This is a genomic window from Mesorhizobium sp. CNPSo 4671, assembly GCF_057784245.1.
This window is the reverse complement of record NZ_JBWLUW010000001.1, coordinates 755,211-772,131: the sequence shown is the minus strand read 5'-3', so window position 1 is coordinate 772,131 and position 16,921 is coordinate 755,211. Positions and strand designations below refer to the sequence as shown.

Sequence of the window (16,921 nt, the reverse complement as noted above, 5' to 3'; positions counted from 1 at the left end):
CCTTTGCCCAGGGCAAGGCAGTCTAGGCGTCAACTTTCGGTCGTGTCCGGAAAGGTGAATAGCCATTCCGCTTAAGTCAACCTAGCTGTTGTTTCTAGCGATAGAATTTTAAGAAATTCATTTTTTGGAGGCACATTGTGCAGAGCGCGTTGAAGCCACTCAAGGGCTACCGAGTTGTTGATTTTGGGCATTACGTGGCCGGCCCCGCTGCGGGCATGATCCTCGCCGATTTTGGGGCGGAGGTGATCAGCATTACGCCGAAAGGCGGCCACCGGTGGAAGCATCCAACCAGCAAGATCCTCGCACGCAACAAAACAACAGTCGAATTGGATCTGAAGGATCCTCATGACCTCAAAGAGGCGCGCGAGCTCGTTGCGAGGGCAGACATTCTGATCGAAAATTTTCGACCGGGGGTGATGGAACGGCTTGGCCTTTCCTTCGAGAGTTTTGCCGCAAATACAGGCCTTGTCTACCTTTCACTGCCTGGCTTTGCTTCCACAGATAAAGAGCGCGCGCACTTGCGAGCTTTCGAAGCCGTCATTTCCGCAGCTTCCGGCCAGTTCACTGACATGGGGCTGAACCGCGTCCTGATGGGTATCAACCCAAGCTTTTCTCCACTGACACTGGCCTCGGCCTACGGTGCGGCCCTGGGCACGAACGCGGTACTCTATGCCCTTTACAATCGTGGCCGAACAGGCCGTGGAGTGCACGTCGAGGTGCCGCTGGCCTCTGCCTTGATGGAGGGATTGGCCTACAATTCGCAACGTGTCGAGAACTACCCGGAACGTTACAAATCACCCCGGGAAAAAGAGATTGAACGGCGGCACGCCAACGGAATGGCGCTGAACATGGAATATGGAGAGCTCCAGGAGTTTCTGGACCCCTTTTACCGAAGCTACAAGTGCGCTGACGGGCGAATGATCTACGTCGTTTGCGCATCACACACCGCCCATGCGAAGCGAGCTTTGCAGGTGCTGGGCATTTGGGATGAAGTGAAGGCGCTCGGCATTCCAGAACAGGATGACTGGTATAGGCCGATGACGGAATGGGCTGAAGATTGTGCGCTCGGTCACTATCCGCTTTCCGCTAAATGGGCAGCCATAGTCTCGGAACGAATGGCCAAGGCTTTTGCGACCGACACGGCTTTCTCCTGGGAGCAGAAGCTAGGCGATGGCCGAGTGCCGGCTCGAGCGCACAGAACGACACAGGAATGGATCCACACCGCGCATGCAATCAAGGCAGGGTTGATCGTCGAGACAAACGATCCCAGCTTCGGCGTTCTGCGGTCTTTCGGCCCACTGGCTTGGTTGCGGGAAGCCGATCAAAGCGATGCGGCCAATGTTACGCGGAAATCAGCGCCCGTTGCCGATTTCATCAGTTCATGGGACGCCCCTAGGAACAGTGTATCCGCGAACGGCAACAATGGCCCTTGGCTCGACGACCTGAAGATCCTGGATATGACAAACGTAATCGCCGGGCCGACGATTTCCTCGTTTCTCTCCCGATTTGGTCCAGAGATCATCAAACTAGACCCGGTCAAATCCACTTTTGATCCGTGGAACACGATCGTGTTCGGCATGCAGGCAGGACGCGGCAAACGAAGCATCCTGGCGGACATAACCACCGATGAGGGGCGCGTGGTGCTGGACAGGCTGATCCAATGGGCGGATGTGATCACGTTCAACGGCACCGATCGCCAGGTTGACCGGCTGGGACTGGATGAAGAGTCGCTCAGGAAGATCAATCCGAAGGTGATCCTGTGTCAGGTGGATGCCTTCGGCGGCCCTGGCCGCGGCCCGATGAGCGATCACCCGGGCTATGACGACACCGTCCAGGCGATGACGGGCGTCATGATCCGTTTCGGTGGCGGGCGCGATACGCCTGAGGAACATGCCCATTTTGGCACTATCGACGTGCTCGGCGGATATCTGGCAGCTTGCGCTGCTGGTGCTGCGCTGGTCATGCGGATGGATCAGAAGAAAGTGTCGCGCGCAAGATCGTCGCTTGCCGCGGCGGGGCAGCTCATTCAGGCACCCTTTATGTATGATTATCCCGGCCGACCTCCTTTCGACGAACCAAGCGGCAGAGACGTCCTAGGGAACTGGGCCGGCTATCGTTTCTATCGAGCGAGCGATAAATGGATTTTCCTCGCATGCGCGAATTGGGATGAGTTCGACACGCTGCTGCGGGAACTTGGACTGGACGAAGCCGGCACTGATGCCGACAAGGAGCGGCAGATCGAGCAGTACATTCGCGCGAGGACCGCAGCTGATTGGGTCACGGTATTGACGAGGCTTGATCTCGGGGTCGTTGTGCCCTCATCAATTGCCGAGTTGCGTGATCGTTATCTCAAGGATGGAGACGAGGTCGACCAAGGCGACGGGACGTATCAATTCGTTCGCCATCAGATCGAAGGTGCGGACCGCTGGGTCGATCTGTTTGCTCCCTGCGCGATCCGCATAAGAAACGGAACAATCAAGGCGCATCCTCCGGCCGAGAAATATGGCGTGTCTACAAGGAGCATTCTCGAAAAGTTGGGTTTCGACACCGCCGAGATAGACTCGATGGTTCGCCGGCGGGTGGCAGTTGACGAGTGGTGCGAATACTATCTTCCTGAATGAATAATGTTCCCAACAAGTTTCATTCAATGGGCAGTCTCGTTCGGACTGCCCACTGAATGGCGCGGATGCACCTCGGCGGGGCTTGGGAGACTACCCAATGGGCAAACTCAGGCGAGCTGCGAAACAACTCGAGTGCCTCAGGACGACTGATGACGGAGTGTCCCAACTCGCACCCGCTTGGACCATTGATCACCACGCCTGGCCGTTGCAGCTACGATGACCAGTCAAGTGGCTTCGGGCCAGTGGTGACCAACGGCGTAAAGTGGGGGAATTTATTGGGTCTTTTTGGTGGCAGGTGAACCGGAGACAGCGCCAGCTGGCACGTGGGGTGCGCTGATTGGAATAATATCAGCGCTGGGAGTTTTCGGAGCAGCGCAGGGGTTAAGCTACCCTTTGTTTGCGCTACTGATGCAAAACAGAGGGATGCCTCCGGGACTAATCGGGCTTTCGGCTGCGATGACACCCACTGGACTTCTGTTATCCGCACCCATCGTTCCTTTGGCAGTCAGGCTTTTCGGGGCAAGACGTCTTGCTGTGACATGCGCGCTCATGGCGGCCACCTGCTTCCTCATGGTTGGTATTTGCCGAAACGGTTTTGCTTGGTACCCGCTTCGCTTCCTCATTGGAATTTTCATCAATCCCTTGTTTATCCTTGGCGAATTCTGGGCTCTGGCGCTTTCGCCGGCAGGGCGCCGCAGTCGGGTAATGGGGTTTTACAACACCTTGCTCAGTGCAGGCTTCGCGCTTGGGCCTCTCACACTGACCGTCGTGAGTGCCGAAAGTTGGGCACCATTCTTTGTGATCATCGTTGCTCTGGCTGCCTGTGCCGGAATACTGGGCATTGTATCTCGCAACATGTCTGGTCTCGACAATCCGCACACAGACATATCGACGGTTGGATTTTTTGAATTTGCCGGGAAGGCTCCCTTTCCGCTTTTGGCCGTTACAATGGCGGCGGCAAGTCAGCAGAGTGTTTTCACATTGATGCCTGTATTTGCCAGGGCGCATGACGTGGCCACGGGAACGATTGCGGCAATGTTAGCTGCCATGTCCTTGGGCAACATTCTCTTGCAGATCCCGCTCGGCTTGGCAGTTGAGCGAATAGGAGCTCGCGGCGTGATCTTGGCCTGTGCTGCGACGACAGGCTCCTGCGCAATCGCACTCACCCCTCTTATTCATTCCCCGGCAATCTGGCCCCTGCTGGTCGTGATGGGTGGCTTGGGTTATGGGGTGTACACAATGTCAGTCATCCACATCGGCAACGAGTTTAGCGGGCAAACGCTCGTAGTCGGAAACGCTTCTTGCGCGCTTTGTTGGGGTATCGGTGGGATGCTAGGCCCCATGGGCGCCGGATCCGCTATGGACGTTGGTGGTCCAGTTGCGTTGCCACTGACCATCGCTTCGTGCAGCGCGAGTCTCGTGGCATTCGCCGTCTACATCGAAAGGCGCAAAGCCGAACAGGCTTCCCGCAGGCTCCGTAAACCACCTTGTCTGCCATGCGAAGGTGACGAGCATTGAACACGGTTCGCGGCCCCACCCGTCTAAAGGCGTAACAAACCGTTGGATGCGTAAAATCCACCGAAAAATGGTCGCTAGACCAATGCTCCTCGCCGAGCCTCACCAGCAGATCTAGGAGGCGCGACCCAGAATGTTCGAAAAGCTTCCAAGAACCCCAGTCGATCCCTTATTGTAGAACCGTCCAATCGTTTGCGGATTCGCTCTTCGACCACAAACGGCAGAAGTTTAGTTATGGAACTACATTTTATATATTAAAACAAAATGCTTAGCTTCTCATAATATCCATTATGTTAAATTGACTGCTATGCCGGCGGAATTGCACAGCCCTTGGCGGCCCTACCTTAAGCCCATGCAATGATGACAGGTTGCGTTGCGCGCGCGTCGAGCCGGCGCCAGGCCGTTGCGGATAGTTCCTGGCAACAGAGCGGCGAAAGCCTTCGCGCGTCGTTGAATGCGACGCAGTGTCTTTCACGCGCCATCCAACCAGCCGCCGGTGAAGCCGGCTCGCCGGAGGCCATCGACTATGTATGGCGCACTCTTCGCTATCTCCCACAGAAGGCCGGAACGGTAGTTCTCGATCATGAGCGCGATTGGTCCTTGATTAACTCCGATTTGTTCCGGCGCAACCCAGCCACGCTCCGAGCCGTCCTTGCAAAGAGTCGGGTTGAAGCTGGCGGTGAAGCCGTAAGGGTAATCGTCGCGCAGACCGATCTCGTGAAAGTGGCATAGCGCCGGTATCACAATCTCGGGTGCGAAGGGCAAAGAGGTCGCCGTGGCCCATGGCGACAGCATGCCGTCAGCCGGTCCGCCGGGCGCGCCGCGCGCTATGTAGCCGTGAAAGGTGCGTCTCTTGCCGTCGATTGTTCGGCGCAACGGCCCCGGACCGTCGCTTGCCGTTATGCCCCAGCTATTTTCATGATAGCCTCTGAAGCCACGCGGATTCTGGCTGGCATAGCTGCGCTGGGCATACGTCGCCCGCCGGCTGTTCTCAAAATAGTCGATGCCGACTTCCCGCGTTGGCGGATCCTGGATTCCGCGGAAATCGATCCATATTTGTGACATCTGGTGGATGAAGAGCGGCCCGGCGTGAAAATGCTCCTCGCCTCCGACCTCAGCCCAAAGATAACCGCTGGCGCGCGCGGCGGGGCAAATATCCTGGGGGATTGGGTGCGTCGGCGAACCGAGGGCAAGAACGTAGAGAATCAGGCTTTCGTCAAACCCCGTCCAGCGGTCCTTCAGAAAGCCGCGTTTCGGTTTCCAGCCATGCGTGAGGGTGGCCTCGCCGTTCAGCGCCCAGGCCCAGTCGACACGATGATAAAGCCGCTGGGAATAGTCGCGGATGAGCGTTTCGGTTTCGCTATCCTCGCGGAAATAGGCGCCCACGATGACGATTCCCGCCATGAGGATCGCGGTATCGATGGTCGAGAGTTCGCTGTTCCAGACCCGACGGCCAGTATCAATGTCAAGAAAGTGGTAGAAGAAGCCCTTGTAACCCGACGCGTCAGGCTCTGGCCCTTGGGGCAGTTCATAGAGAAACCCGAGGGTTCTCAGGGTATATTCGGCCGCCTCTTCCCGGCTGACAACTGAGCGAGCAACGCCGATTGGCAGGGTACTAAAACCCATGCCGGTAGCGGCGATCGAAGCCGGTGCACCCACGCGGTTGCGGTCGCGAACAAGACCGTTTTGTTGATTAACGACCTCGGTAAAGTACTGAAACGAGGCGTCCTGCAGATCGGCCAACAAGGATTCGATGGACCACTCCGTCTGCGCATCCGGCTTGGGGCTATCACTGGCCATATTCTGGCGCCATCTCAGCGTCGCGGCAATAGCACCAACTCGGCCGCTTCCTCGGCGTCTTTCAGAAGCGTCTTGCGCGGCATGCCCATCTGCGCACGCATGGTCAGACCGCGCGACAGGTCGAGCACCTGGCCCGCGCGCGCGGATACCGGAAAGTCAGACGGTAGCTCTCCCGCGCTGATGGCGTCGTAGAACCGGCGTTCTACCAGCGCCATGCCGCCGGCGGCCGCGTCCTTCAGGAACTGCCGGACCTCGGCATCGTCCACGAGCGGCGCAACGCACAGCAGAAGACACCCCTGGGCTTGTCCTTCCTCGGTCGCACTTTCGACGGCGTGTCGCAGGAAGCCGGCCAGCGAATCGCGAAGGGTCGTCGGCGAGAAGAGCGCCTGCGCGGCGCGGGCGCCCTTCGCTTCGGCATAGGCCCGAAGGGCGCGCAGGAATATCGCCCGCTTGTCGCCGAAGACGGAATATAGGCTTGGCCGTCCGACACCCATGCCTGCGACGAGATCGTCAATGGTCACTCCGTCGTAGCCTTTCGACCGGAACACCCGGGTTGCCTTTTCCAGCGCGTCCTTCTCATCAAAGCTACGTGGGCGTCCACGAGGCCTCTCAGCATTTTGAAACATTTAGTTCTAAACTCCTTGACCCCTGTCTTTACGCCAATATATAATCAAACAGTTCAAAAATGACAAGGCGGCCCCCTACCGCGCGGGACTCCTTAGACCTTAACCTTCATCAAGGAGCCGCCCATGAAACATTCCATCGCACTCGTCACTGGCGCAACCTCCGGGCTGGGTTTTGCCGCAGCCCGCTCTCTCGCCCAAGAGGGCTGGAACCAGATCATCGTTACCGGGCGCAGCCTGGCTCGAGCGCAGGAAGCGGCCGCTCAGCTCTCGGCCGAGACCAAAAGGCAGATCTTCACGCCTCTGGAGCTGGAGTTGGACACGCCTGCCAGTGTCCAGTCCGCGCTTGACGAGCTGGTCAAACAAGGTCGGGCGATCGATTTCCTGCTCCTCAATGCCGGAATGGTCCCCACCAAGGAGCGCGTGATCACTCCGATGGGCGTTGAGGCTTCTCAGGCCCCGCTGATCGGCCATCACCAACTGACTGTCGGGCTGCTTCGCGCCGACCTACTTAGCCCCGACGCGCGGATTGTTATCACCAGTGCGGAGCCGGCCCGCGGGGGCGTACCCATGTTCAAGTACGCCGACGTGCCGGCCCTCGCGGCGAAGAGCTTTCAGGGCTACCGAGCCGACGCTATCGAAGCCCTGATTCGCAACGGGCCGAACGTGAAGTATTCGCCCAACAATGCGTATGCCGACGCGAAGCTCATTGTCGCTTGGTGGGTCGCGGCGCTGGCGCGCAGGCTCCCCGCCGGCATGGCCGTTTACGCCGTCTCACCGGGTGCGTCGAACGACACCAAGGTGGCACGCAACGCTGGCTTCTTGGTGAAGTATCTAATGATTCCAATCGTGAACCTCATTCCCGGCATGAATCAGACACCGGAGACCGCATCCCGTCGGTACCTCCAGGCGTCGGAGTTTGGAACCGACGTCTCAGGGCAATTCTTCGCTTCGGCTCAAGGAAAGTTCTCAGGCCCAATGGAGGTGCAGCGCCAACCACACCTCCACGATCGCGCCAACCAGGAAGCCGCATGGCTGGCCGTCGCCAAGGTCTCCGGCGTCGACTTATCGTTCCCGGTACCGTTACACACAAAGAGCTCAAACGCATTTTGAAATAAATAGTTCGAAATTATCTTGACCGCCGTCTCTGCACCTCATTAACATACAACGTAGTTCAAAACCAGGCGCCTTCGGCGTCGCAAGGAGAGTACGCATGGATCGATATCAAGATAAAAGGGTGGTGATTATCGGCGGCACGAGCGGCATGGGGCTTGTGACAGCCAAGATGCTCCTTGGCGGCGGCGCGCGGGTGCTGGTGACGGGTCGCTCGGAGGCGGGTCTTGAATCGGCGCGAAAAGAGCTTGGAGGCGCCGCCATCGTGGTTTCGAGCGACGCGCGGTCGTTGAGCGACATCGACGCTCTCGCCGCTCAGGTGAAGGCCGAGTTCGACACCATCGACCTGCTCTTCGTCAACGCCGGGTTCAGCACGCCAACGCCTTTCGCGGGCGTGACAGAGGCCATCTACGACGAGATGTTCAACCTCAACGCAAAGGGGCCGTTCTTCGCGGTCCAGAAGTTTGCGCCGCTGATCAACCGGGGAGGCTCCGTCGTTCTCACGACCTCGGTCGCCAATGTCAAGGGACTGCCCGGACAAGCCACCTACGGCGCCGCCAAGGCAGCGCTGCGATCCTTCGCGCGGGTGCTCGCAACTGAGCTCCTTCCCCAGGACATCCGCGTCAACGCGGTGTCGCCCGGTCCCATCGACACGGGCATCCTGGAAAAGGTTTTCCCCGAGGAGCAGATGCGGAACCACGTTAAGGGGCACACAGTCGGCATCGTCCCAATGAAGCGCTTCGGGACTTCGGAGGAGATCACGAAGGCCGTCCTCTTCCTTGCGTTCGACGCGACCTTCACGACCGGCCTTGAGATTCCAATCGACGGGGGTTGGTCGCAGCTCTGAGGGCATCCTCGACTGCAAGCTGGGTCGGGGGAATGTCTCCATGGCGCAGCTGATGTATATCACCGCGCCAGCGAAGGCCGATAGTGGTCACATCTTTCCAAACCGGAATGCAGCAAAAAATGACTTGCAGGGCGCGCTTATTCCCCGCGGAAAAAGCGCGCCCTGGCTGAGCAAGCTGCTCCCCCACCATACCCTTGTTTCCCAACCGCCTACATCACTCGGGCCCTATAAGCTCTGCGAGCCGCGGCGTGATCCACGTTGACATTCTATAGCGGCCGCTCCACAACTGTTCTATAGCACGTGATATACTATTCGGCGCGGAGCTCGAGGCCGAACGTCGTATGTCCATCCAGAATAAGGATTAATCGTTCATGGTTCAGCGCACTTTTCTTGTGACAGGCGCCTCGAAAGGCATTGGACTTGCTATCTCAAAACGTCTCTCCGCCGAAGGACATGAAGTCGTCGGTATTGCGAGGGATCCGCTTCCGTCCTTTCCCGGAACACTCGTCTCGGTCGATCTCGGCGATGACAAGGCTTCCGCTTCGGCCTTTGCCGAGCTTGCCCAGCGCCATTCATTCGACGGCGTGGTCAACAATGCCGGCGTGGGAAAGCTGCATCCCCTGGGCGAGGTCGATCTGGCCGTCGTCGACGAGCTCATGAGCTTCAATCTGCATGCGCCGATCAATGCCGTCCAAGCGATCCTACCGACTCTGCGGCAGAAAGGCTGGGGACGCATCGTCAACATCACCAGTTTGACGACCCTTGGAATGGTCAAGCGCACCGCCTATGCAGCCAGCAAGGCAGCGCTCGGAAGCTTCACACGGACCTGGGCGCTCGAATTGGCGGAGACAGGCATCACCGTCAATTCCGTCTCACCGGGACCCATCGAGACGGAATTGTTCCACCGCAACACGCCCCGTGGCAGCGAGGCCGAGCGCCTCTTTCTCGCCAACATCCCGATGCGGCGTCTGGGGCAGCCAGAGGAGATCGCGGCGGCGGTGGCCTTCCTGCTCTCGGAAGATGCCAGCTATATCACCGGTCAGACCCTGTTCGTCGATGGCGGCGGATCCATTGGAAAAGCCGCGGCATGAGGTCGGACGGCCTTGAACCCCTTAGGAGTGGGCAGCGTGCCGCTACGACAGGCGGCGCTACGCTTTCGCAGTTCGCGGTCTTCTGTTTGCAATCCCTCGCTTGGGTCGCCGCTGAAATAACCGGGTCATGGCTCCCACAGCCGAATGCGTGCTCGAACCATGGCTAACGTTGACGTCGAAGCGAAGCCAAAGAGCTGGATAGCGCGTCGCCGGCGGCTATTGTTGATCGGTGGACCGATTATCGCGCTGGCCGTGGCGTTCGGATTTTACATTACCGGCGGACGCTACGAAGCCACCGACGACGCCTACGTCCAGGCAGCGCGTGTACAGATAAGCACGGAGGTGGGCGGCCGAATTGCTGAAATCGAGGTCGAAGACAACCAGCAGGTGGCCAAAGGCCAGGTTCTGTTCCGGCTCGACCAGCAGCCCTTCCTCATTGCCGTTGCTGATGCGGAGGCCAAACTCGACGAGGCGCACCTCAAAGTGCCGGCGTTGCTTGCGACGTATCACCAACGCGTGGCGGAGGAAGCGGACGCTCGTGCCAATCTCGCGTACCAAACTCGCGCCTACACGCGTCAAACCCAGCTGCAGCCGCAGGGCATCTCATCGAGCGCTCAACTCGACCTGGCCAAGAGCAATTTCGACTCCGCGCAGCAGAAGGCTGCTGCCGCTGCGCAGGCCGTCGCCAGCGCACTCGCGGACCTTGGTGGCGATCTCAGTACGCCGGCCGACAATTTCCCCCTGGTCCGCCAAGCTCAAGCTGCGCTCGATCGCGCAAAGCTCGACCTGTCCTACACTGTCGTACACGCACCAATCGACGGGGTCGTCACCAAAGTCGAGCAAATCGAGGTCGGCACGCATGTCAATGCGGCCACGCCTTTGTTCGCGTTGATGTCGAGCACCGACATCTGGGTGGAGGCAAACTTTAAAGAAACACAGCTCACCTATATGCACCCAGGCCAGAGCGTCACTCTGGCCGTAGATGCGTACCCCCAGCGTCTATTCCACGGGACCGTAACGAGCGCGAGTCCCGGTACGGGGTCAAGCTTCTCCTTGCTTCCGCCAGAAAATTCGTCCGGCAACTGGGTCAAGGTGGTCCAGCGGTTGCCAGTACGCATTTCCATCAACGACGCCGACCACAAATCGCCTTTGGCTGCGGGCATGAGCGTCGAGGCGGAGGTCGACACCGAACATCGTCGTTCGCTGGAATTCTGGAACTGAAACAATGACTGCGGATGTCGCTGAAGCGCCGCCACCACCATCGCACGTCGCCCTCGGCCGCGCGACGGCTCCGCCCGAACAACAGTTTAAGCGAATACCATACCACGGCCTGATCACGGCTTCGGTGCTGCTGGCAACTGTCATGCAGTCGATCGACTCGACGATCGCCAACGTGGCCCTGCCGCAAATGCAAGGAACGTTGTCCGCTACCCAAGACCAGATGGGATGGATTCTCACCTCCTACATCGTCGCATCAGCCATCGCCATCCCGCTTACCGGCTGGCTGGCCGGACAACTCGGTCGCCGCCGAGTCTTCCTGGTGTCAATTTTCCTGTTCACCTTGTCGTCTGCGCTGTGCGGTCTGGCGACGTCGCTACCTGAGATCGTCCTGTTCCGGTTTTTGCAAGGCGTCGGAGGCGCAGGTCTGGTGCCGCTCTCGCAGGCGGTGCTGTTGGACATCAATCCGCCGAAAGATTACGGCCGGGCGATGTCGCTCTGGGGTATGAGTGTGTTCATGGGGCCGATCCTCGGCCCGGCGCTGGGAGGCTGGCTTACTGAGGACTACAGCTGGCGTTGGATATTTTTTATCAATGTCCCCATTGGCATTGTTGCGTTTACGATTCTTCTCTTCATCTTGCCCGAAAATCGCAACGCACAGTCCTCCCGCTTCGATTTCCTCGGCTTCTCGATGCTGGCGATCAGCATCACCGCATTTCAGATGATGCTCGACCGGGGCCAGCTGCTCGACTGGTTCTCGTCGACCGAGATAATCACCGAGGCCAGCATTGCCGCGATCACGTTCTACATATTTGTCGTCCACACCATCACATCACCACAGCCGTTTCTAAATCTGGCTCTATTCAAAGACAGAAACTTCGTCATCTCCACCATATTCGTCTTTATTATCGCCGCGGATCTGAACGTCACATTGGCCCTCACGCCGACGTTATTGCAGGAGGAACTGCAATATCCGGTGATCCTTACGGGGTTGGTAATGGTGCCCCGTGGAGTCGGCATGTTCGTCGCCACGCTCATCGTCGGGCGCGTGATCGCGCGGATCGACGGCCGGGCCCTGATGGCCCTGGGGCTTACGCTGTACGCCTATTCGCTGGTGCAAATGACGCATTTTTCAGTGCTCATGGACAATTGGCCGATCATTTCCTCTGGCTTCATCCAGGGCGCCGGCTTCGGGTTCGCGTACGTGCCCCTGTCCGCGGTCGCGTTCACGACGCTGCCTTCGAATCTTCGCAATGAAGGCACCGCCTTTTTCAATCTGCTGCGAGCCACCGGGAGCTCCGTTGGCATCGCCTCGATGACGTTTCTTCTCACCCAGAACATTCAGCGGCTCCACGCGTCGCTTGCCGAGCACATCACGCCCTACAATGTCGTGTCCGGCCCCGCTATGGTCGCCGCTCACGTGACCACGGATACGTTGCAGGGCTTGGCAGCGCTCAACGCCATGATCACGAAACAAGCCGCCATGATCGCGTATATCGACGACTTTCGGCTCATGATGCTGCTTACGTTGCCGACGCTCCCGCTTCTTCTGCTCCTTAACAAGGTGAAGCCCGCCGCCGGCGTTCAGGCCGCGCTGGAGTGACCATGAAACAGGCGCGCGTTCCCCGTGTCACCGCCTTGGCCCAGTACCTCACCGAAGTCGCATTTGATGGCGATACCGCTGCCTTCGAAACCTGGTGGAGCAGCTCCGCGCCAGCGCGAGCGGCGCGCGACCCGACCAATACTCCAGAAACTCAATTCTCCCAGGAGGACCAAATGGCTGACTTCCCCTATAGCTGCGCCTTAATCATCGGCGCCGGACCAGGCATCAGCGCGTCTCTCGCGCGGCGCTTGTCAAAGATCGGCTTGCAAGTAGGTCTCGCCGCGCGCGATGTCGAAAAGCTCAAGCCGCTTGCGCAGGAAACTGCCGCCGCCGTTTTCGCCGTCGACGCCTCTCAGACGGACGCAGTGGCTCAGCTGTTCCTCGATATGGAAAGCCAGATCGCCGAGCCCGATGTCGTGATTTACAACGCCAGCTCGCGCGTCGCAGGTCCGCTCTCAAGCGTCGATCCGGCGACGGTCGAAAAAGCAATCGCCATTACCACGTTCGGCGCGTTTTTGGCCGCCCAGCAGGCAGCCAAGCGCATGGAGCCAAACGGGCGTGGCGCGATCATCTTTACCGGCGCGAGTGCTGGCATTAAGGGTTTCGCCCAATCTGCGGCTTTCGCGATGGGCAAGTTCGGACTGCGCGGGCTCGCTCAGAGCGCGGCAAGAGAACTCGGCCCGAAAGGGATACACGTTGCGCACTTCAACATCGACGGAGGCGTGCGCTCGTCACGCCGACCGGACCCGAGCGATCAGCCGGACAGCACATTGGACCCCGACGCCATCGCCCAAGCTTATATCGACGTTCTCGCTCAGCCTAGAAACGCCTGGTCGCACGAAATCGACCTTCGGCCGTGGACAGAACGATTCTAGGCGTCGCCGTGACGGCCGCCGCCCGAGCTCGATTGGTGGAGCCCCGGGCGCGCTGCACCGCGGCTGAGGGCTAGCCGTTCGAATGTTTGGCGTCAGGCCAAGCCGGCAGTGCCAGGGCGATCGTCCGACGCAAATCTTTGCGGTTGGCGCCGGACTGGGCCTCGACGGCCATGCCACTGGCGATCACCAGGACCAGGCGCGCGAGAGAATCTGCATCCATCCCGGCGGGAAAATCCTCGCTCCTGCGTGCTTTTGCAAATCGGTCCCGTAGCTGTGTCCGCATCTTCTCGCGGAGTTCAGCCAGAAATTCCCGCACCGGATCCCCGAGGGCACGCGGAAGCGCGCTGTTTATGATCAGGCAGCCCGGTGCATGATGTGGGTCGGTCAGCACGTCGGCATACCCGAGGAGAAAGTGCTTCGCGATGGCTCGCGCCGTAGGCTGCCGAAAGGCCGCTTCCGCGATCTTACTCTGTTCGACGAAGTACCGCTCGATGACCTTTTTGAACAAACCTTCCTTGCTGCCGAAAGCGAAATAGAAGCTCGGCGGCGTGATCCCAATCGCGTTCGTCAGATCGCTGAGCGACGTCCCCTCATAACCATTCTGCCAAAAGAGGCCCGTCGCCTTTTCAATGGCAGCGTCAATTTCAAATTCGCGAGGACGGCCCATAGTCTCTAACGCCCTTATTCTGTACCACGTGCTATATAAGCCTTCGTATCTTCTGACACAATTTGGTTAGGTTCACCTAGGGTACAACCCCAGTTCGCAAGGGTCACCCCTTGCTGGCGAGCACCATGTAGAGAGCGAAGGCGCTAAAGGCCATGGGTAGGCTCAGGGACCCGTCAAGGCGCGCCTATCCACGGTCCGGCCGAGCGGGGGTGAACCGATCCCGGCACAGCGCTTCCAGGCATCTTGCAGTAATCGCCCTTGCGTCATTCTATATCGATCGATATAATACGCAAAGCGCGTTGCCAACGGTTTAGGTAAAGCGCTACAGATTAATAATTGCGAATAATATATCGCCCACTATGGAATTTCGCTGTCCCCTAGGACCCGGTGTGGCGTCCCTGGCCGCATGCATCTGTCAGGCCGCAATGGCGCGGTCGACGGCGGCTTCCTGGCACAGTTTCGCCAATGAGGTGTTCCCGATGAGAGAAACAGCCAACCATGTGGCCCCAGAGCAGGGGAAACTTCGCCGCGCCTTCAAGGCCGTCAGCGTCTTCGTGCAATCGCTGGACTACACCAGCTTCGACTACACTATGGACAGAATTGAACGCCTGAAGCGGCAGGTGGCTCGACTAGCGGAGGAACTTCAACAAATCCGCGATTTGGGACCCATCGATGCTCGCAACGGCAGCGCCGCTGCGCTCAAAGATTGATGGTGGCTCGATCTAGGCGCTCGGCTCACGGGGAAACCATGAAAGTCATCACCGATATCACTCATGGAATTTTGGACTATGTAACCGTCGCGTTGTTCGCGTTAGCGCCGAGTCTCCTCGGCTTTGGCGGGACGGCGGCGCTAATTTCTTACGCGCTTGCCGCCATTCACCTGACCATGACGCTTCTGACCGATATGCCTCTAAGCGTCATCAAGATAATTCCGATGAAATTACACTCGATTGTGGAAATGATCGTCGGACCCGTTCTCGTCATAGGGGCCTTGGCTCTTCCTAGTCTGGTTATCGGCGGCCGGTGGTTCTTTGTGGTCGCCGGCGCCATGATTTTCGTGGTTTGGTTGTTGTCCGAATATAGTCCCCAGGACCAAGTTTGACGATCGATCCCCAAAAACCGCGAACTCGAGTCGGAACCGCTTTCACCTTCACCGGGCATGGCAGCTACCACTGGCCGAGGCGGTTACATGGCTGACGCCACGTTTGCCGCCGGTACAAGAGGCGAATGGCTATGCAGCCAGAGTAGTCACTCGGTTCGGTTCGCCATCAATCTGCTACTCCAATGGTCTCCGCCCACATATCTAGAGTGAACTGATATCCCGGCCGGCCTCCCGAAAGATCCCCCACAACTATGTTCAATATCATCTTGGGATTGCCATGGCTCGCGGTCGTGGTCCGCTTCATCGAGCCGATGCCGTGGCCGTGGCCCATCAAGATCGCTCTTGCAATCATTCTGCTGATCGCTTCGCAATACCTCTTGTTCTGCCGCCTGTCCTCGGGCTCGATCTTCTCGCCCGAGTTCCCCAGGCCGATCATCATCGCCTTCAATTTGATATTTGGGGCGACCGTTCTGCTCGCGGTGTTCCAGATTGCCCTTGATGCCTTCTCCATCCTTCTCACGGCGATAAACGGCGACTTTCCGTCGGTTCCACCGCAGGTCAGATACGGGTTGGGGGTAGCAGCGCTTGGTCTCGCCGCATTTGGTGTCAGTCAGGCGATCCGCGTTCCGGCACTCAAGGAAATCGAAATCCCTATTCCAGGGCTTTCTCCTGCATTCGATGGTTACAAACTCCTGCAACTCACGGACCTGCACATCAGCCGACTGTTTCCTGCTCGATGGGCGGAAGCTGTCGTGTCACGGGCAAACGCACTCGATGTGGACCTGATCGTGATGACGGGTGATTTGATCGACGGCGACGTCGCCCATCGCCGAGTAGATGTGCAGTCGATTGCCCAATTGCAGGCTCGGGACGGGGTTTGGGCCATTCCCGGCAACCACGAATACTTCTTCGATTACCGGGGGTGGATGCTGGAATACGAGCGTTTGGGACTGCGGACACTTTTGAACCAGCATGTCATAGTCGAGCGCGATCGGACCCAACTTGTAATCGCCGGTGTCACCGATGGTTCAGCCAGACACTCGGGCAACTCAGCGCCGGATCTTACAGCCGCCATCCTCGATGCGCCTCGGGAAGCTCCGATCATTCTCCTCGATCACCAGCCCATGCGGGCAGAACGGGCCGCGGCGGCAGGGGTCGCGCTTCAGTTGTCCGGGCACACTCATGGCGGCATGGTTGTCGGGCTTGCCAGCATCGTGGCGCGGGCAAATAACGGTTTCGTTTCAGGGCTTTACAAGATTGGAAGCATGAACCTGTATGTGAACAACGGGACAGGTCTATGGCCAGGTTTTGCTTTGCGTCTGGGCAAGCCCGCGGAACTCACGCGCATCACACTTCGGTCCGAGCCAGCTACAAATCGGTCTGACCCGCCTCATACTGGTCGAGCCGCCGCCGCAATGCCCGCATTTCTCGCGTGAGCGCAGCCTCGCCATCGGCGCCCAGTCCGGTGGCCTCCGCGACGCAACGCATGACGTCCCCAGCCTGCCGCTGGACAGCACGTCCCCTGTCTGTCAGGGCAACCAGCACACGCCTATCGTCGGCCGTGTCACGGGTTCGCTTCAGCAGTCCCATCGCCTCCATGCGCTTGATCATTGGCGTGATCGTACTGGTGTCGAGCGACAACCGATCTCCCAGATACCCGATGGTGACATTATCCTGCGACCAGAGCGCTACCATCACAAGATACTGCGGATAAGTAAGACCGACACGTTCCAGTTGGCGGCGATAGACCCGATTGAAGGCATGCCCCGCCGAGTAGATCGAAAAACACAGAAGGTCGTCGAGATCAGGCGCAGGCAGCGCAGTTTCAGCATGTTTGTCCATGCCG

At 58.8% G+C, this 16,921-nt stretch carries 15 protein-coding genes; 11 read left to right on the top strand and 4 right to left on the bottom strand.

Annotated features, from left to right (window positions below; genetic code table 11):
- The first annotated feature begins 137 nt into the window (after positions 1-137).
- Entirely contained in the window at positions 138-2,621 is a 2,484-nt protein-coding gene (locus AC04SF_RS03500; RefSeq protein ID WP_488476508.1) for a CoA transferase, read from the top strand.
- Positions 2,622-2,909: 288 nt separating this feature from the next.
- Positions 2,910-4,139, top strand: coding sequence for an MFS transporter (locus tag AC04SF_RS03495; protein WP_488476507.1), 1,230 nt, complete (start codon positions 2,910-2,912; stop codon positions 4,137-4,139).
- A gap of 468 nt (positions 4,140-4,607) precedes the next feature.
- Here the strand turns inward: AC04SF_RS03495 and AC04SF_RS03490 are convergent, their stop codons facing one another.
- Positions 4,608-5,936, bottom strand: a complete 1,329-nt coding sequence (locus AC04SF_RS03490) for a glucoamylase family protein (protein WP_488476506.1) — start codon at positions 5,934-5,936, stop codon at positions 4,608-4,610.
- A 14-nt stretch (positions 5,937-5,950) separates the two neighbouring features.
- Positions 5,951-6,562 (bottom strand): TetR/AcrR family transcriptional regulator, encoded by a 612-nt coding sequence (locus tag AC04SF_RS03485; protein ID WP_488476505.1) that lies wholly within the window; start codon positions 6,560-6,562, stop codon positions 5,951-5,953.
- A gap of 123 nt (positions 6,563-6,685) precedes the next feature.
- On the opposite strand from AC04SF_RS03485, the gene AC04SF_RS03480 reads away from it, so the two are divergent.
- From AC04SF_RS03480 to AC04SF_RS03455, 6 genes are all read left to right on the top strand, one after another.
- Complete coding sequence (locus tag AC04SF_RS03480) at positions 6,686-7,672, top strand: SDR family NAD(P)-dependent oxidoreductase (RefSeq protein WP_488476504.1); 987 nt, start codon at positions 6,686-6,688, stop codon at positions 7,670-7,672.
- A 100-nt stretch (positions 7,673-7,772) separates the two neighbouring features.
- Positions 7,773-8,519, top strand: a complete 747-nt coding sequence (locus AC04SF_RS03475) for an SDR family oxidoreductase (protein ID WP_488476503.1) — start codon at positions 7,773-7,775, stop codon at positions 8,517-8,519.
- Between the two features lie 371 nt (positions 8,520-8,890).
- Positions 8,891-9,610 (top strand): SDR family oxidoreductase, encoded by a 720-nt coding sequence (locus AC04SF_RS03470; protein ID WP_488476502.1) that lies wholly within the window; start codon positions 8,891-8,893, stop codon positions 9,608-9,610.
- 159 nt (positions 9,611-9,769) lie between these two features.
- Positions 9,770-10,831 (top strand): HlyD family secretion protein, encoded by a 1,062-nt coding sequence (locus tag AC04SF_RS03465; protein WP_488476501.1) that lies wholly within the window; start codon positions 9,770-9,772, stop codon positions 10,829-10,831.
- Between the two features lie 4 nt (positions 10,832-10,835).
- Positions 10,836-12,431 (top strand): DHA2 family efflux MFS transporter permease subunit, encoded by a 1,596-nt coding sequence (locus AC04SF_RS03460; RefSeq protein WP_488476500.1) that lies wholly within the window; start codon positions 10,836-10,838, stop codon positions 12,429-12,431.
- Between the two features lie 173 nt (positions 12,432-12,604).
- Positions 12,605-13,306 carry an SDR family NAD(P)-dependent oxidoreductase gene (locus AC04SF_RS03455; RefSeq protein WP_488476676.1) on the top strand — a complete coding sequence of 234 codons (702 nt, stop codon included), beginning with the start codon at positions 12,605-12,607 and terminating at the stop codon, positions 13,304-13,306.
- 70 nt (positions 13,307-13,376) lie between these two features.
- On the opposite strand, the gene AC04SF_RS03450 is transcribed toward AC04SF_RS03455, so the two are convergent.
- Positions 13,377-13,973, bottom strand: coding sequence for a TetR/AcrR family transcriptional regulator (locus AC04SF_RS03450; RefSeq protein ID WP_488476499.1), 597 nt, complete (start codon positions 13,971-13,973; stop codon positions 13,377-13,379).
- A 479-nt stretch (positions 13,974-14,452) separates the two neighbouring features.
- On the opposite strand from AC04SF_RS03450, the gene AC04SF_RS03445 reads away from it, so the two are divergent.
- From AC04SF_RS03445 to AC04SF_RS03435, 3 genes are all read left to right on the top strand, one after another.
- Positions 14,453-14,683, top strand: a complete 231-nt coding sequence (locus AC04SF_RS03445; protein WP_488476498.1) for a hypothetical protein — start codon at positions 14,453-14,455, stop codon at positions 14,681-14,683.
- Between the two features lie 38 nt (positions 14,684-14,721).
- Positions 14,722-15,075 (top strand): hypothetical protein, encoded by a 354-nt coding sequence (locus tag AC04SF_RS03440; RefSeq protein WP_488476497.1) that lies wholly within the window; start codon positions 14,722-14,724, stop codon positions 15,073-15,075.
- Positions 15,076-15,326: 251 nt separating this feature from the next.
- Entirely contained in the window at positions 15,327-16,511 is a 1,185-nt protein-coding gene (locus AC04SF_RS03435) for a metallophosphoesterase (protein ID WP_488476496.1), read from the top strand.
- On the opposite strand, the gene AC04SF_RS03430 is transcribed toward AC04SF_RS03435, so the two are convergent.
- On the bottom strand, positions 16,444-16,917 hold the full coding sequence (locus AC04SF_RS03430; protein WP_488476495.1) for a MarR family winged helix-turn-helix transcriptional regulator: 474 nt from the start codon (positions 16,915-16,917) through the stop codon (positions 16,444-16,446). The genes AC04SF_RS03435 and AC04SF_RS03430 overlap by 68 nt on opposite strands.
- Positions 16,918-16,921: the final 4 nt, after the last annotated feature.

Excerpts from the sequence above, each read along its gene's own strand:
- AC04SF_RS03480 (WP_488476504.1), top strand. The coding sequence starts at position 6,686 with ATGAAACATTCCATCGCACTCGTCACTGGCGCAACCTCCGGGCTGGGT.
- AC04SF_RS03455 (WP_488476676.1), top strand. The coding sequence starts at position 12,605 with ATGGCTGACTTCCCCTATAGCTGCGCCTTAATCATCGGCGCCGGACCA.
- AC04SF_RS03435 (WP_488476496.1), top strand. The coding sequence starts at position 15,327 with ATGTTCAATATCATCTTGGGATTGCCATGGCTCGCGGTCGTGGTCCGC.
- AC04SF_RS03475 (WP_488476503.1), top strand. The coding sequence starts at position 7,773 with ATGGATCGATATCAAGATAAAAGGGTGGTGATTATCGGCGGCACGAGC.
- AC04SF_RS03485 (WP_488476505.1), bottom strand. The coding sequence starts at position 6,562 with ATGTTTCAAAATGCTGAGAGGCCTCGTGGACGCCCACGTAGCTTTGAT.
- AC04SF_RS03430 (WP_488476495.1), bottom strand. The coding sequence starts at position 16,917 with ATGGACAAACATGCTGAAACTGCGCTGCCTGCGCCTGATCTCGACGAC.
- AC04SF_RS03440 (WP_488476497.1), top strand. The coding sequence starts at position 14,722 with ATGAAAGTCATCACCGATATCACTCATGGAATTTTGGACTATGTAACC.
- AC04SF_RS03465 (WP_488476501.1), top strand. The coding sequence starts at position 9,770 with ATGGCTAACGTTGACGTCGAAGCGAAGCCAAAGAGCTGGATAGCGCGT.
- AC04SF_RS03460 (WP_488476500.1), top strand. The coding sequence starts at position 10,836 with ATGACTGCGGATGTCGCTGAAGCGCCGCCACCACCATCGCACGTCGCC.
- AC04SF_RS03445 (WP_488476498.1), top strand. The coding sequence starts at position 14,453 with ATGAGAGAAACAGCCAACCATGTGGCCCCAGAGCAGGGGAAACTTCGC.
- AC04SF_RS03470 (WP_488476502.1), top strand. The coding sequence starts at position 8,891 with ATGGTTCAGCGCACTTTTCTTGTGACAGGCGCCTCGAAAGGCATTGGA.
- AC04SF_RS03490 (WP_488476506.1), bottom strand. The coding sequence starts at position 5,936 with ATGGCCAGTGATAGCCCCAAGCCGGATGCGCAGACGGAGTGGTCCATC.
- AC04SF_RS03450 (WP_488476499.1), bottom strand. The coding sequence starts at position 13,973 with ATGGGCCGTCCTCGCGAATTTGAAATTGACGCTGCCATTGAAAAGGCG.